15 protein-coding genes are annotated in these 13,774 nt (G+C 62.4%); 3 read left to right on the top strand and 12 right to left on the bottom strand.

Annotation, left to right across the window (positions count from 1 at the left end; all coding sequences use genetic code 11):
* Positions 1–188 precede the first annotated feature (188 nt).
* Both RSO67_RS28450 and RSO67_RS28445 read left to right on the top strand, forming a co-directional pair.
* Positions 189–806: a glutathione S-transferase gene (locus tag RSO67_RS28450; RefSeq protein WP_315841594.1), complete on the top strand. Its 618-nt coding sequence runs from the start codon at positions 189–191 to the stop codon at positions 804–806.
* A gap of 57 nt (positions 807–863) precedes the next feature.
* Positions 864–2,939 carry a pyridoxamine 5'-phosphate oxidase family protein gene (locus RSO67_RS28445; RefSeq protein ID WP_315841593.1) on the top strand — a complete coding sequence of 692 codons (2,076 nt, stop codon included), beginning with the start codon at positions 864–866 and terminating at the stop codon, positions 2,937–2,939.
* A 59-nt stretch (positions 2,940–2,998) separates the two neighbouring features.
* Here the strand turns inward: RSO67_RS28445 and RSO67_RS28440 are convergent, their stop codons facing one another.
* The 10 genes from RSO67_RS28440 to RSO67_RS28395 all read right to left on the bottom strand — a co-directional run bounded on the left by RSO67_RS28440 (position 2,999) and on the right by RSO67_RS28395 (position 9,558).
* Complete coding sequence (locus tag RSO67_RS28440; protein ID WP_315841592.1) at positions 2,999–4,378, bottom strand: hypothetical protein; 1,380 nt, start codon at positions 4,376–4,378, stop codon at positions 2,999–3,001.
* Positions 4,379–4,477: 99 nt separating this feature from the next.
* On the bottom strand, positions 4,478–4,948 hold the full coding sequence (locus RSO67_RS28435; protein ID WP_315841591.1) for an RT0821/Lpp0805 family surface protein: 471 nt from the start codon (positions 4,946–4,948) through the stop codon (positions 4,478–4,480).
* Between the two features lie 98 nt (positions 4,949–5,046).
* Entirely contained in the window at positions 5,047–6,423 is a 1,377-nt protein-coding gene (locus RSO67_RS28430) for a sensor histidine kinase (RefSeq protein ID WP_315841590.1), read from the bottom strand.
* Positions 6,424–6,445: 22 nt separating this feature from the next.
* Entirely contained in the window at positions 6,446–7,111 is a 666-nt protein-coding gene (locus RSO67_RS28425) for a response regulator transcription factor (protein WP_089267078.1), read from the bottom strand.
* A gap of 75 nt (positions 7,112–7,186) precedes the next feature.
* On the bottom strand, positions 7,187–7,645 hold the full coding sequence (locus RSO67_RS28420; RefSeq protein ID WP_315841589.1) for a hypothetical protein: 459 nt from the start codon (positions 7,643–7,645) through the stop codon (positions 7,187–7,189).
* Positions 7,629–8,111: a hypothetical protein gene (locus RSO67_RS28415; protein WP_315841588.1), complete on the bottom strand. Its 483-nt coding sequence runs from the start codon at positions 8,109–8,111 to the stop codon at positions 7,629–7,631. The genes RSO67_RS28420 and RSO67_RS28415 overlap by 17 nt, the downstream gene beginning before the upstream one ends.
* 74 nt (positions 8,112–8,185) lie before the next feature.
* Entirely contained in the window at positions 8,186–8,353 is a 168-nt protein-coding gene (locus tag RSO67_RS28410) for a hypothetical protein (RefSeq protein ID WP_315841587.1), read from the bottom strand.
* 252 nt (positions 8,354–8,605) lie between these two features.
* On the bottom strand, positions 8,606–8,914 hold the full coding sequence (locus RSO67_RS28405; RefSeq protein WP_315841586.1) for a DUF3551 domain-containing protein: 309 nt from the start codon (positions 8,912–8,914) through the stop codon (positions 8,606–8,608).
* Between the two features lie 29 nt (positions 8,915–8,943).
* The gene (locus RSO67_RS28400) at positions 8,944–9,228 is read right to left on the bottom strand and encodes a DUF3551 domain-containing protein (protein ID WP_315841585.1); all 285 of its coding nucleotides are present in this window, start codon (positions 9,226–9,228) and stop codon (positions 8,944–8,946) included.
* 165 nt (positions 9,229–9,393) lie between these two features.
* On the bottom strand, positions 9,394–9,558 hold the full coding sequence (locus RSO67_RS28395; protein ID WP_093759013.1) for a Flp family type IVb pilin: 165 nt from the start codon (positions 9,556–9,558) through the stop codon (positions 9,394–9,396).
* A 230-nt stretch (positions 9,559–9,788) separates the two neighbouring features.
* Here RSO67_RS28395 and RSO67_RS28390 point away from each other — a divergent pair, with 230 nt between their 5' ends.
* Positions 9,789–11,276 (top strand): serine hydrolase, encoded by a 1,488-nt coding sequence (locus RSO67_RS28390; protein ID WP_315841584.1) that lies wholly within the window; start codon positions 9,789–9,791, stop codon positions 11,274–11,276.
* Between the two features lie 19 nt (positions 11,277–11,295).
* Here RSO67_RS28390 and RSO67_RS28385 read toward each other — a convergent pair whose 3' ends face one another.
* The gene (locus RSO67_RS28385) at positions 11,296–12,909 is read right to left on the bottom strand and encodes an MDR family MFS transporter (protein ID WP_315841583.1); all 1,614 of its coding nucleotides are present in this window, start codon (positions 12,907–12,909) and stop codon (positions 11,296–11,298) included.
* A 194-nt stretch (positions 12,910–13,103) separates the two neighbouring features.
* Entirely contained in the window at positions 13,104–13,616 is a 513-nt protein-coding gene (locus RSO67_RS28380) for a YcgN family cysteine cluster protein (RefSeq protein WP_315841582.1), read from the bottom strand.
* Positions 13,617–13,774 lie beyond the last annotated feature (158 nt).

Here is a 13,774-nt window from a genome sequence, read left to right as displayed (position 1 = left end):
CCGGGAAGACCCATCGACGCGATTGACGAAACCGCTATCGGCCCTGTCGCGCGCCGACAAAAGCCGCGGTTATTTCATCCGGTGCAATGATGAAGTGCGCAGAGCGTGCATTCTCGCGCGCCGGATCATGAAGCAACTTGCATTCGCTGAACGGGAATGAACCCGACCACGAATTCAGGATCAAGATAATGAAGCTCTATCACCATCCACTGTCCGGCCACTCTCATCGCGCGCATCTGTTCGCTTCGCTCCTTGGCCTGCCCCACGAACTCATCGAGGTTGACCTGAAGTCGGGCGCACACAAGACGCCGGATTTCCTTGCGCTCAATCCGTTCGGTCAGGTGCCGGTCCTCGATGACAGTGGCACCATTGTCTCCGACTCGAACGCCATACTCGTTTATCTCGCCAAGGCATCCGGCCGAGCCGAGTGGCTGCCCGATGACGCGAAGGGAAGCGCGGCCATCCAGCGCTGGCTGTCTGTCGCTGCAGGCCAACTGGCCTATGGTCCTGCCGCTGCACGGCTGATCACCGTTTTCGGCAGGAACTTCAATCCAGAGGAAGTGATCTCGCGTGCGCACGCCTTGTTGGCACTAGTCGAAGCGCATCTCGCCGATCGCGACTGGCTCGTTGGCAATGGTCCGACCATCGCGGATGTGGCGCTCTACAGCTACATCGCAAGCGCGCCGGAAGGAAATGTCGATCTGTCCGGCTATCCGAAGGTGAACGCCTTCTTGCGCCGCATCGAAGCGCTGCCCGGCTTTGTGCCTTTCGCCAAGACACCCGTCGGCCTCGCGGCTGCGGCTTAACTGCGTGTGTCGGGCGTATCCAGGCATACGCCCGACACCGCTAACGAGAGCGGACCGATGACCGACACCATATCGCTATCAAAACTGGACATCTGGCACGCCGGCGAGAAGGCGATCCAGGAAAAGGTCGGCGTTTCGGCTCATATGGATGAGCTCGGCAAGCGTATCGTGCGCGATTACATGCCGACGCAACACCGGGATTTCTACGCCCAGATCCCCTTCATCGCGCTCGGCAGCGTCGACGGCGCAGGCGACGCATGGGCCACATTTGTCACCGGCAAACCCGGCTTTATCTCATCGCCAACAGCGCAATCGCTCGATATCGATGTCGTCAGGGAGCCAAGCGATCCCGCCAGCGAAGGTATGCACGAGGGCGATGCAATCGGCCTGCTCGGCATCGAACTCCACACGCGCAGACGCAATCGCGTCAACGGCATCATCGGGCCGTCGGACAATGACGCCATTCATTTTGACGTCGACCAAAGTTTCGGCAATTGCCCGCGCTACATCCAGCTCCGCGATTATGAATTCGTCCACGATCCACGCGAACTGTTTACGGGAAATATCGAAGAGAAAGCCGAAATCGACGCAACGGCACGCCGCATGATCGAAGCCGCCGACATGTTCTTTGTCGCGTCCTATGTCGAGCGAGAATCCCGTCGACAGGTCGACGTCTCGAGCCGCGGCGGCAATCCCGGTTTCGTGCGCATTGCCGACGACGGCACGCTCACAATCCCGGATTTCGCCGGCAATCTCTTCTTCGCCACGCTGGGCAACATCCTCGTCAACGGCAAAGCCGGGCTCTTGTTTGTCGATTACGCGACCGGCGACGTTCTGCAGATGACCGGTGACGCCCGCGTCATCCTGGACTCGCCAGAGATCGCCGCCTTCCAGGGCGCCGAGCGCCTTTGGCAATTCAACGCGCGGCGTATCGTTCTTCGGCGCGGCGCCCTGTCCCTGCGCTGGTCGTCCCGGCCCGACGGATGGGCTCCGAGCACTCTCATGACAGGCAACTGGGAGCAGGCAGCTGGTCGTTTGCGGGCTGCTGAACTTGCGACCAAGTGGCGGCCATTCAAGGTCATCAACGTCGTCGATGAGAACGCAACGGTGAGGTCGTTCCATCTGGAGCCGACTGACGGCGCCGGCCTCCTCCCTCATCGCGCCGGACAGTATCTCCCGATCAGACTGCCCATTGACGGAGCGGAAAAGACCGCCATCCGAACCTATACGCTGTCAGTCGCTCCTTCGGATCACGTCTACCGCATCAGCGTCAAACGCGACGGACTGGTGTCGCAGCGGCTACACGACGGCATCAAGGTCGGCGACGTCATCGAAGCGCGGGCGCCGGCCGGCGAATTTACAATCGATGCCGCCGAGGAGCGGCCGGCGGTGCTGCTGGCGGGTGGCATCGGCATCACACCGATGCTCGCGATGCTACGGCACGTGGTCTATGAGGGCCTTCGAACGCAGAAAGTTCGGCCGACCGTCCTGGTTCAGGCAGCCCGCGCGAAGCAGGATCGCGCTTTCGGGAGCGAGCTGGACGAACTCGAAAACTCGGCAGGAGGAGCCGTCCGCATTATCCGCGTTCTCGGCGATGTCGCGGATGCCGACGAAGGCACCGACTACGACGCTGCAGGGCGTATCGACATGGCCCTGCTGTCACGGTTCATGCCGATGGAGGACTACGATTTCTATCTTTGCGGCCCCTCCGGATTCATGCAGTCGCTCTATGACGGTCTTCGTGCATTGAACATCGCTGACAACCGTATCCACGCCGAAGCATTCGGCCCCGCATCACTGGTGCGAACCGTCGACAGCCCGGCGACAGCACCGGCGCGCCGGCCATCGTCATCGACATCGGTCCATGTGGTGTTCGCGGAGTCTGCGAAGGAAGCGCGCTGGACGCCAGAGTCGGGATCGTTGCTCGACCTCGCGGAATCGCGCGGCCTGAGCCCAGATTTCGGTTGTCGTGAGGGGCATTGCGGCACCTGCCGAACGAAGCTCCTGGCGGGAACGGTCACCTATGTCACAGAACCTGCCGCTGCGGTGGCCGATGATGAAGTGCTGATCTGCTGCGCCGTCCCGGCCGCACGTGACGGCAGCGAAACCAATCGCATTCAATTGGCGCTCTGATCTCGGAATGAGGCGATGCGGATGTCACGTCGCCGACGAGCCATTTCGCATCGCCTGGCCTAGCCGGCCCGCTTCGGCTTGCGCTCGACCACGACCATGGCCTGTTCGGCGGCGCGGCTCATCAGCGAGGCGTATTCCTGGCCGAACAACACCTGGCAGAAGCGGATAGCGGCCTTGGCCTGCATCTGCCGGTAGCTACGGACGCGGGCATCGCCGGCGCGGAGCGACTGCACCAACGACTCCGTGGACTTCTCGACATATTGCTGCAGGTCGGAATAGGTCCGTAGCGTCACCTCGTTGATGGCCAGTTCGCTGGCATAGGTCCGGCACACCGCGACGAAATTGATCAGCGCCACGGTCTCCTCGACCTCGGCGAAATCGATCGTCGCCGTCGCGGCAATATCCTTGTCGGGGCGCTGGCGCAGCAGACGCCGCACCCTGCCCGGCACGCTCTCGATCTCCGACTGCAGCGTCGAGGAAATCTCCACCCGGATCGCCGCCATCTGGCGCCCCCAGGTCGAGTCGTTGCGCATGTCGAGTTCGGTGCGCAGGCCGCGCACGCCGTCATGAGTGATCTTGAGATGTTCGGGCGCGCTGTCGAGCTTGCCACGCCTGATATCGGAGCGCAGTTCTGCTGCGACGCGATTGAGATCGGACAGCGCCATGGTCACGGCAACGCCATAGGGTGTGGCGGCCACGCGGATTTCATCGTCCGAGGCCGCGATCTTCACCGCCAGACGAATGATCTGCCATGGCGCCGCCAGCCGCTGCATCACCAGCGAGAGTGCGAAAGGCAGCACCTGCGGCGTGGTCAGCGTCGGCACGTTCAGCGCGCTATTCACCGAGGCGATCTGGCTATCACCGAAGCTGCGCAGCACGCTCGGCAGCTTGCCGGCAAAACCGTCGAGTTGCTCGCGCGCCTTCAGCACCGCGCCGATGGACGGCAGGTCCTCGACAGCATGGGTCGGCCCGATGCGGGCCGCGCCGCGATTGCCCGACGTGGCAGCGGTAATGGCGGCTGCTGCCGCCTGCTGGAATTTCTTGACGGCACGTTCGATGTCCGATGCGCTCGGCTCAGGCGATGCAGAGACGGCCGCCTCGAACTCGCGCACGGCGTCTGCGGCGTCGCGCTCCAGCCACTGCCAGATCGGCAGCAGCGAGGCGCGCCGGATCTGTCCGGGCCGGACATTGCCGACGCCTTCCACCAGGAACGGCTCGAGCGATTTGAAGACGAGACGGGTCGGATCCTCGACCCGCGGGCGCACTGCATTCTCGTGGCCGCGAACCACGCCGCGCAGCAGGTCGAGCACGAAATTGGCGACCACGACGTCTTCGCCGCGCTCGATCGCGCGCTCATATTCGCGCATCAGCAGCATCTGCGACTGCTCGGGCAGTTGCGCCAGATACTCCCGCAAGCGATCGATCGAGGTTTTGTTCATGCAGCCTAGGAATCCGTGCTTTCCGGTCGATCTACAACCGAAAATCGCCACCGATTTTTGTAGCAGGCGCCCCGTTAAGAAGGCGTTGAGGAACCGGGATCAGGCCGCCGCCCAAGTGCCTTCAGGGCTGCGACAGGCGGTGCCGCGGGCGGTCTTGAGGTCACCATTGACGGTGACGGTGTGGGAAAAGCCGCGGCATTCCCGGCCCTTCTGGTTGTAGGCCGGTCCGGCAACGATATTGCCATAGCGTCCCGACGTGGCGTTGCGCCAGGGCACCGGCGCGCCGGGGGCACCGCGGTCGAGGGCGGCGATCTGGGCCTCGTAGGCCAGCCGGCGATCCTCGTCGTTCAACTGCGCGCCCAGCTTAGCGCCGATCAAGCCGCCAAAGGCGGCATTGGTCACCGCCGCCGCTGCGTTTTCCTCGGACAGGCCGACGGCCGACTTGGTGCTGCTATAGGCCCGGGCGATCGTATCGGTGCCGAGGCTCAGCCCGCCGTCTGACGTCGTCACGTCGCACCCACCCAGCGCCAGCGCAACAGCGACAACACAGAAGGCGTTGAACTTGACCATGGACCGCAGACCCCAAACGCAAACCGGAACACAGGAAACGTCAAAGACGTTACGAACGGGATAATTCGGGCGACAACGGGGCGCAAGAAGGCCGGAACTCAGACACCCGGCAGCACCAGTTCGGCCCGCAGCCCGCCGATCGGCGCCTTGCCAAGCGTCAGGCTACCGCCATACAGCGCTGCCAGATCGACCACGATGGACAGACCCAGACCTGACCCCGGCTTGGTCTCGTCGAGCCGCTGGCCGCGGCGCGCGACCTGGGCGCGCTCGGTATCGGACAGCCCGCGTCCGTCGTCATCGACGATGATCCGCAGCTTCGACGCCGGATCGGCACCACCGGTGCGCTCGACCTGCACGCCGATGGTGACGTGGGAGTCCGCCCATTTGCAGGCGTTGTCGACGAGGTTGCCGACCATCTCCTCGATGTCCTGTTTTTCACCACGGAATTTCGCCGCGGCATCGGCCTCAAGGTCGATGGTGATGCCGCGATCCCGGTGAATCTTCTGCATTGTCCGGCACAACGCCTCCAGCGCCGGCGCGACATCGGTGACGGTGCCGACGATGGTGACGCGCGCCGCGATCCGCGCACGCTCGAGATGATGCGTGACCTGATCGCGCATCACATCGGCCTGCTCCAGCACCTTGCTCGCAAAGGGGTCGATACCACGGCTGTTCGCCTCGTTGACGATGACCGACAGCGGCGTCTTGATGGCGTGGGCGAGATTGCCGACATGGGTGCGCGCGCGCTCGACGATGGCGCGGTTGGCATCGAGCAGCGCGTTCATCTCGCCCGCCAGAGGTGAGATCTCGACAGGGAATGTGCCCTCCAGCCGCTCGGCGCGGCCGGAGCGGATATCGGCGATGGCATCGGACATGCGCTTCAGCGGCGCGAGGCCGAAGCGGACCTGGAAGATCGTGGTAAGCACGAGCACGATCGAGAGTGCAGCGAACGTGCCGCCAAGGTAATAGTCGAAGGTGCGGGTTTCCTCGAAAATCTCGGTGGCGTCGCCGGCAACGCTGATGCGGAATTTGCCGTCGGCGCCGAGATCGACGGGACGCTCCACCATGCGCAGGCGCTGGTCTTCCGGCCCGTCCACATAGCCCTGGCGGATCCCCGACGCCGTCAGCTCGATGCCTTGATCCTCGAGCTTCGGAAGCTTCTTGTCCCATAGCGAGCGCGAGGCCCGCATCTCGGTCTTCGCGCCTTCGGTGGGCGCGATTTCCCAGTACCAGCCCGACAGCGGCAGTTCGAACAGCGGCTCGCCGAGCGATGGCGTATCGTGATCGGGCGCGTCCGGCGGATTGGCGACTTCCGCCACCAGGGTACGGAGATAGAGATTGAGGCGGCGATCGAAGGCGCGCTCGGTGGCGCTGCGATAGACCGAGGACAGGACGATGCCGGTGATCAGGAGGATCACCACCACCCAGGCCGTCGCCGACAGGAACAGCCGCGTTGCGAGCGAGCTGTTGCGCATCAGCGCATGATCCCGGAGATGATCACGGCTGCGGCGGCGTGAGCAGATAGCCGAGGCCGCGCACGGTCTGGATGATATCGACGTCGAGCTTCTTGCGGATGCGGCCGACGAACACCTCGATGGTGTTGCTGTCGCGATCGAAATCCTGATCGTAGAGGTGCTCGACCAGTTCGGTGCGCGAGATCACCCGACCGGTATGGTGCATCAGATAGGACAGCAGCCGGTATTCGTGTGATGTCATCTTGATCGGATTGCCGGAGACGCTGACGCGGCCGGTGCGGGTATCCAGCGACACAGGTCCGCAAGTCAGTTCGGACTGAGCATGGCCGGTGGAGCGGCGCAGCAGCGCGCGGATACGGGCCAGCACCTCTTCGAGGTGGAACGGTTTGGCGACGTAATCGTCGGCGCCGGCATCGAAGCCCTGCACCTTGTCGCTCCAGCGGTCGCGCGCGGTGAGGATCAGCACCGGCATGATGCGGTTGTTGCGGCGCCAGGCTTCCAGCACCGAAATGCCGTCCATCTTCGGCAGGCCGATATCGAGCACCACGGCGTCATAGGGCTCGCTGTCGCCGAGGAAATGCCCCTCCTCGCCATCGAAGGCGCGATCGACGACATAGCCGGCATCGGTCAGCGCCGTGGTGAGCTGACGGTTGAGGTCGGGATCATCTTCAACGACAAGCAGGCGCAAATGACTTCTCCGCGTTCACAATCCGAATTGATGCCCGGACGCGTGAACACTCCATGAATGGCGACGGCGCCAACCTTACTTTTTCTTCACGACCGCTTTCACCAGCTTCTCGACCAGGCCGGGTGAATCCTGCCCGGTGAGTGCACTGACCTTTTCGCGGGTACGGCCGCTGATATAGACGCCTAGCACGCCGAAACGGAACCCCCAATAGGTCACCAGCAGCGCCGTGGCATTGACCAGCGCATTGATGGTCTGGATGTCGCCGGTCCAGAATTCGTGCATCAGAACACACCACAGCGCGGCGCATTCTACCGTCAATTCTCCGACCAGTGCGATGCGCCCGGCCTTCTCAGATGCAAGCGGGGCGCGGCCCATTGCCTGTGCGCGCACCCACTCGGCACCAGCGCGGGTCTTGCCCGCACCGCGGCCGCCGATCATCAGCCAGGTCAGCCACGGCGCGCCATTCGCCGCCAGTACGGGCGGGAGCTGGTGCCGATGCGCAAAGACGTCCCAGCGCTCATTCAGGAATCCCATCTCGCCTCGTGTCAGCCCCGCCAGCAGAAAGTTGCGCCCCTCCTCGGAGGCGTTTTGCAAGACGTTCAGAAAGTCTTTGACGGAGTTCGTCGAGGTCTCGCGGGCGGTCGTCATCTTCTGCAGACCCTTGCTCGTCGTCGACGCGCGCCTTCTTCAATTCGATCAGCGTACGCGCCAGCACCGCCAGCGTGCGGGCGCGACGTTCGGATTCGGTGCGCAGCGCTTCATCCCCGCCTATGCGCCCGACGATGTTCTCGATTAGATCCAGTTCGCGTTCGATGACTTTGGTGACACGCTCAACCAATGGACCGCGCGATCCGGGCTTCGCCCTATCATCGGACGTCATGTTGTCAGCAGGTGCGTCATCAATTGCATCGGGCAATACGAACGCCGGGGTTTCCTCAGTACTCACGACAGCAGCCCGCGCCGGCTTTCTCGCCGGGCGGGCCATTGGCTTTCTGACCATGTTGGGAACTCTTTGCTGCTGTCAGTCGATCATGCCGGACTGACTGAAATTGATCGGCAGATCCCAGGAACCGATCACGTCCTGAAGAACACAAACCAGACCACGCCAAGGATCAGCACAGCGAGGCCGAGGCTGATCGCCAAAAGCGCGAGGATCGACGGGCCCGGTTCGGCCTGGCGTGCCTCTGTCGCGGATTCGACGATCTGTTCGTTTTCCTTGGTTGCCGAATTCCTGATTACCATGGCACCCTCATTTCGCTTGCTGTTGGACGCCGTCATGAAATTTCTAGCGGCACCGTATGGAAAGCAACGCCGGATTGAGGTCGATGTTCCGGGCCATTCACCGCAACTACTCAGCAACGGCGTTTCCTGCGAACCCACTTGTGGAGCATGCCGTAAAGCTACTTCGACAGCGCGACGCTGTCAAGGCTAAAAATCCTAGATTTTGAATTTAGTCCTTAAATCGGAATTTTATCCGCGCAATCAACGCGCTGGCTATCGCGGCGGCTGCGACCACGCCGCTCCCGGCGCTCCGGTGATCTTGCCGGGATAGTCGATATTGACCACGCAATTGCCGCGCAGCTCGGCCGCAGCCTGCAGACACTGCTGATAGTCGAAGAACCGGCAGATCTGCGGCACACTCCCCGGCCCGCGAGGGCCGCCGGTCAACACGCAGAACGGTGGAATCCCTGAGCGGGCTGCGACCGATGGCCGCGCCTGCGCAGACTCCACGGTCCGCAACGCGACCGACGCGATGGTGAGCGCAGCCACGGTCCATACGAGCCCACGAATCCATGTTGTCATCGATGCGTCCCTTACGAACGGGCGATCACTTACCGCGCGCGCCGGCGACGTTTTGGCGCCGGTTCCGCAGCAGCTCCGCCGCGATACTCGACATTGCCCACACAGTTGCCTCGCGTACCGACTGCAGCATTGATGCATTGCTGGTAGTCCGAAAAGATGCAGTTGCTCACATAGGAGGATTCGCCGTTGGCGCCACTCTGGGCGATGCAGAATTGCGCACCAGCCGCCGAGGCCGGTGTCGCTCCCGCGAGGACGAATGCCGCAAATCCCAAACCGGCAAATGCCGAAAGATTCAAACGCGAATTCAATGTCATGATGGTCATCCATATGAAAATGCGCAGGCTCCAGGCCCGCGCACGATCATATAGGGTGCAGCAGCACAATCGATAGGACATTCACGACATTGCGTTTCGACAAGACAGCCATGTCCTTTGTCGATTGCAATGGCAGTGCGCCGGCTCCGGCCGGTCTTCGCTGCTCTATTTCAGCGACGTATTCACGGCGGCATAACGCCCGTTCAGCGTGGTGCCAAGGCCCTGCACGGCGACGATGATCGCGAGGCTGATACCGGCAGCGATCAGCGCATATTCGATGGCCGTTGCACCGGACTCATCGTCAATAAATTTCGAAATCAAACGCAACACGGAAATCTCCTCATACGGCCGCGGATTTCTTCCACGCCGTCCCCTGAAAACTGCACTCAACCTAAGCGGCAGAGGTTGCAGGAAGGTTCATGAACAGGATCAATTATGAATTAATCATGCGGTAACTATGTGTGAGCTCGCCCGGGGCAGCGAGACTTGGGAGTATCGTGGAGCCGGGTATCGTCTGCATTTCAGCTTACGCTTAACCAGAAGTGTCGAGGCTTGTCCCAATGGCATTTGAACCTGTCGCAGGCAGCCAATCCGTTGCGGCGTTTATTCCCGAATTCAAAGATCTTGTCGTAGAGGTCATGAAGGAGTGGAAGGTCCCGGGCCTCGCGGTCGCTATCGTGCAAGACTTGGAGGTTGCGTTCGTCGGGACCTACGGCCTTCGCGATATCAAAGCCGGCCTGAAAGTCACGACGGATACGCAATTTCAAATCATGTCTGTCTCGAAGTCGTTCGCTGCTACGGGCCTGGCTCTGTTGGTTGACGAGCAACGCGTGGATTGGAAGAAGCCGGTGCGGGAATACATCCCGGAATTCCGGCTCTACGACGCCGTTGCGAGCGACCGCGTCACGGTGCGCGACCTGCTATGCCACCATTCCGGATTGCCACGTCACGATTGGATCTGGCTGCCCGGCGATCTGTCACCCGCCCAAATGCTGGCAGCGCTGCGCTATCTCGAACCAAGCGCCGACATTCGCAGCGCCTTTCAGTACTCGAACCTCGGCTACCTCATTGCGAGCATGGTGGCCGAGCGCGTCAGCGGCCAGAGCTGGGCCGAATTCACCCGCTCGCTGACCGACAAGCTGGACATGAAGGTGACGTTCACTGTGGAGGAACTTGCCGCAGCCACCGACGCGGCCGTGCCCTACGGGATGATGGGAGACATTTGTCAGCGCACGAAACTCTGGCCCATCAGCGTGCCGGCTGCGGGCGGCATGAGCACGTCGATTACAAGCTTCGCGAACTGGCTTTGTTTTCATCTCGGCCAGGGCGCGTTTGAAGGACAACGTCTTCTGTCATCCGGCTTGATACAAGAGCTCCAGAAGCCGCGCGTGCATGTCGGGGCAACCGGCTTCGCCGAGTACAGCGATGTGCATTACGGTTTCGGCTTCCGCTCGCACTGGTATCGCGGAGAGCGCGTCGTGTGGCACGGAGGCGGCTTCACCGGCACGAACGCGCTGATGATGATGTTGCCCGATCGGGGCGTCGGTGTCGCAGTGCTCGCCAATAATGGCATGGCTCCGATACTCGCTCCGCACATCCTCGCGAATTATGTCTTCGACCGCGTCTGCGGCAAGGAACCGGTACCCTGCTTCGATCGCTTCCGCGAGCAACGCCGCAAATTCGTGACGCAATACGAGGCCTGGCTGCAGGCCGGCAAAGCCGCACCGACGCCGGCCACCCAGCAGCCCCGTGACCTCGCGGATTATGCCGGTGACTACGAGCATCCAGGTTACGGCCGGATGACGATCACGCATGCCGAAGGCAAATTGCATTGGGCGTTTCGCGGCATGTCGGAGCCGCTCACGCATCAAAACTCGGACACGTTCGAGCTCCCAGAGGCGCCCAAGTCACCCGGCGGCCTGATGCCAAGCCGGCTTTCCCTCTCATTTTCCACCGGCCGCGACGGGGATATTGCGAGCGTGGCAGTCCCGCTCGACCCGCTGGTCAAGTACATCGCCTTCACACGCATTGCAGCGGGGCATGCCTGAAGTCGGATGACGGCTTCGCCTATTCCGAAACCAGTGACGGCTTCGCCTTTGCCGGCCCTGCCAGCGGGCGCTCTTCCATCAGCAGCAGGAACAGCGTCGACAGCGCCAGCAGAGCTGCCGCGGCTTCAAACACGTAGCGGAAGGCACTGACCATATCGCTGGCCGCTATCGGATGCCTGCTGGCGGCATGTTCGCCTGATATCGAGATGTCCGTGCCGAGCGCCATCAACAGGATGGTGGTGAAGGCGGCGACGGTGAACGACGCCATCAGCGCGCGGAAGAAGTTCATCGCGCCGGTGGCGGTGCCGATCTGTGGTCGCGGCACAGCGTTCTGGATCGAGACGAGGCTGACGGGAAACACAGTGCCGAGGCCGATGGAGAACAGGCCGAGCATCGTGAGCAGCGCCCATAGGGGCAGCGGCGTCATCAGCGCCAGCAGCAGGCCCATCAGCGCCGACATGGCGGTGCCGGCGATAGCCACGCGCTTGTAGTGTTTCGCCTTGGTCATCATGTGGCCGGCAAAGGCGGCGCCGCCGACCGACACCGCCGCGATGGGGATCAGCGCGACGCCGGCTTCGCCTGCGGTCAGGCCGTAGACCACTTCGTAATAGAGCGGCATGTGCACGGTCAGCCCGAGCATCGCGCCCATGGCGCAGCCACCGGCGGCCATTGCGAAAGGCACCACCGAGCCGGACATCAGCGGCAACGGCAGGAACGGCTCGTCGTGATGGATCGCATGCCAGATGAAGGCGAAAGCCATCACAGCCGCAGCGCCGATCATTGCGACGATCGTCGGCGACGCCCAGGAGAATTTGGTGCCCCCCCATGTCAGCACCAGCATGAAGACAACGGCCGATGCCATCAGCAGCAGGCCGCCGAGCCAGTCGACCTTGCGGCGGCGATGAAACACAGGAAGCTTCTTCATCTTCGGCAGCAACAGCGCCAGCGATCCCACACCGAGCGGAATGTTGATCCAGAAGATCATCGACCAGTGCAGATGTTCGGCGAACAGCCCACCGATGATCGGACCGCCAATGCCGGCCGCCACCCACACGCCACTGAAATAAGCCTGATACTGGCCGCGCTCACGCGGCGACACCACGTCGGAAATCACCACCTGCACGATGGGCAGGATGCCGCCGCCGCCGAGGCCCTGCAAAGCGCGCGCGATAATAAGCACGATCATGTTCGGCGCCAGGGCGCACATGATCGAGCCAACCATGAACAGCGACATCGCGGTGATGATCATGGCGCGGCGGCCATAGATATCGCTGAGCGTGCCGAACACCGGCGCCACTGCGGTCGATGCCAAGAGATAGGCGGTGATGACCCAGGACAGATTGTTCACATCGGCGAATTGCCGGCCGATGGTCGGCAGCGCGGTGGCAACGATAGTCTGGTCGAGCGCCGCCAGGAACATGGTCAGCAGCAGGCTCATCAGGATGGTGCGGACTTCGGCGGGGGTCAGCGGCGCCTTCAGGGCAGCAGGCGCGTCGCCGGGTTCGATGACTTCCGTGGGAATCCGCGACAGTTCCTGCGCGAGTTCATCCGACAGGAACTCATCCGACGGGATTTCCTCGGGCAATACCTGATCATCGGCCGCTGACCGGCTCTGTCGCTCGATCTTATTCATGAAACTTTGGATTCAAAGGACCTGGGAGGTAACCGGAGAGCCAGATCGGCGCGAACTCCCACGCACAGACTCTCCTTGGAAGAAATCTATTCCCCCGCCCCGTTCAGCAACAGTTGTTTCCTTGCATGGGAGCGTCCCACGGCAATCATCAGACCGTCATATGCGCGTGATCGGACGCCGCGCGACGCAGAATTCTAGGCCGGCCGCTTCTTCAGCCTCGCCTTGCGCGGCAGCAGCGCCGGCCAGGTCACGATGTGATCCTGCAACTCGTCGTCGGAGATCGTGTCCTCATTGCCCTCGACCCGCCCCCGCACCGAAACGCCGGCCTCGTGCACCGTGTCCGGACTTCCGGAGATCAGCGGATGCCACCAGTAGAGATCCCGCCCCTCGGCCGCGAGCTTGTAGCCGCAGCTCGGCGGCAGCCAGCTCAGGGTGCGGACATTGTCGGGCGTCAGCCGCACGCAATCGGGAACCTGGTCGGAGCGGTTCGGATAGTCCTTGCAGGCGCAGAGGCCGGCGTCGAGCAAGCGGCAAGCCACATGGGTGTAATAGATCTTGCCGGTATCTTCGTCTTCCAGCTTTTCCAGACAGCAGCGTCCGCAGCCGTCGCAGAGGCTTTCCCACTCGCCGTCGGACATCTCTTCCAACGTCTTGGTTTTCCAGAACATTCCCGCTTGTGCGGAAGGACGCGGGGGACGCGCTGTCATGCGATTTGAATCGATCCAGTTTGGGGCGAAAAGCCGTTCTAGGAGCAGCCGCATCGCCTCTGCAAGCAACATCGTGATGAAGGCTTCGCAAACAAGGGCAAAATCCGGCGGGCCGTTAGCCCTTTCGTGCAAATGATAAGCAATGCCATTGGTTTATC

The sequence above is a fragment of the Tardiphaga sp. 709 genome (assembly GCF_032401055.1).
Classification (GTDB): Bacteria; Pseudomonadota; Alphaproteobacteria; order Rhizobiales; family Xanthobacteraceae; genus Tardiphaga.
Note: the sequence above shows the minus strand (reverse complement) of the source record. Positions and strands in the feature narration are given on the sequence as shown.

Bases quoted from the DNA above. Each gene is read 5' to 3' on its own strand.
- RSO67_RS28410 (WP_315841587.1), bottom strand. From the start codon at position 8,353: ATGGTAATCAGGAATTCGGCAACCAAGGAAAACGAACAGATCGTCGAA.
- RSO67_RS28430 (WP_315841590.1), bottom strand. From the start codon at position 6,423: ATGCGCAACAGCTCGCTCGCAACGCGGCTGTTCCTGTCGGCGACGGCC.
- RSO67_RS28420 (WP_315841589.1), bottom strand. From the start codon at position 7,645: ATGGGATTCCTGAATGAGCGCTGGGACGTCTTTGCGCATCGGCACCAG.
- RSO67_RS28380 (WP_315841582.1), bottom strand. From the start codon at position 13,616: ATGACAGCGCGTCCCCCGCGTCCTTCCGCACAAGCGGGAATGTTCTGG.
- RSO67_RS28385 (WP_315841583.1), bottom strand. From the start codon at position 12,909: ATGAATAAGATCGAGCGACAGAGCCGGTCAGCGGCCGATGATCAGGTA.
- RSO67_RS28390 (WP_315841584.1), top strand. From the start codon at position 9,789: ATGGCATTTGAACCTGTCGCAGGCAGCCAATCCGTTGCGGCGTTTATT.
- RSO67_RS28440 (WP_315841592.1), bottom strand. From the start codon at position 4,378: ATGAACAAAACCTCGATCGATCGCTTGCGGGAGTATCTGGCGCAACTG.
- RSO67_RS28450 (WP_315841594.1), top strand. From the start codon at position 189: ATGAAGCTCTATCACCATCCACTGTCCGGCCACTCTCATCGCGCGCAT.
- RSO67_RS28445 (WP_315841593.1), top strand. From the start codon at position 864: ATGACCGACACCATATCGCTATCAAAACTGGACATCTGGCACGCCGGC.
- RSO67_RS28400 (WP_315841585.1), bottom strand. From the start codon at position 9,228: ATGACATTGAATTCGCGTTTGAATCTTTCGGCATTTGCCGGTTTGGGA.
- RSO67_RS28435 (WP_315841591.1), bottom strand. From the start codon at position 4,948: ATGGTCAAGTTCAACGCCTTCTGTGTTGTCGCTGTTGCGCTGGCGCTG.
- RSO67_RS28415 (WP_315841588.1), bottom strand. From the start codon at position 8,111: ATGGTCAGAAAGCCAATGGCCCGCCCGGCGAGAAAGCCGGCGCGGGCT.
- RSO67_RS28405 (WP_315841586.1), bottom strand. From the start codon at position 8,914: ATGACAACATGGATTCGTGGGCTCGTATGGACCGTGGCTGCGCTCACC.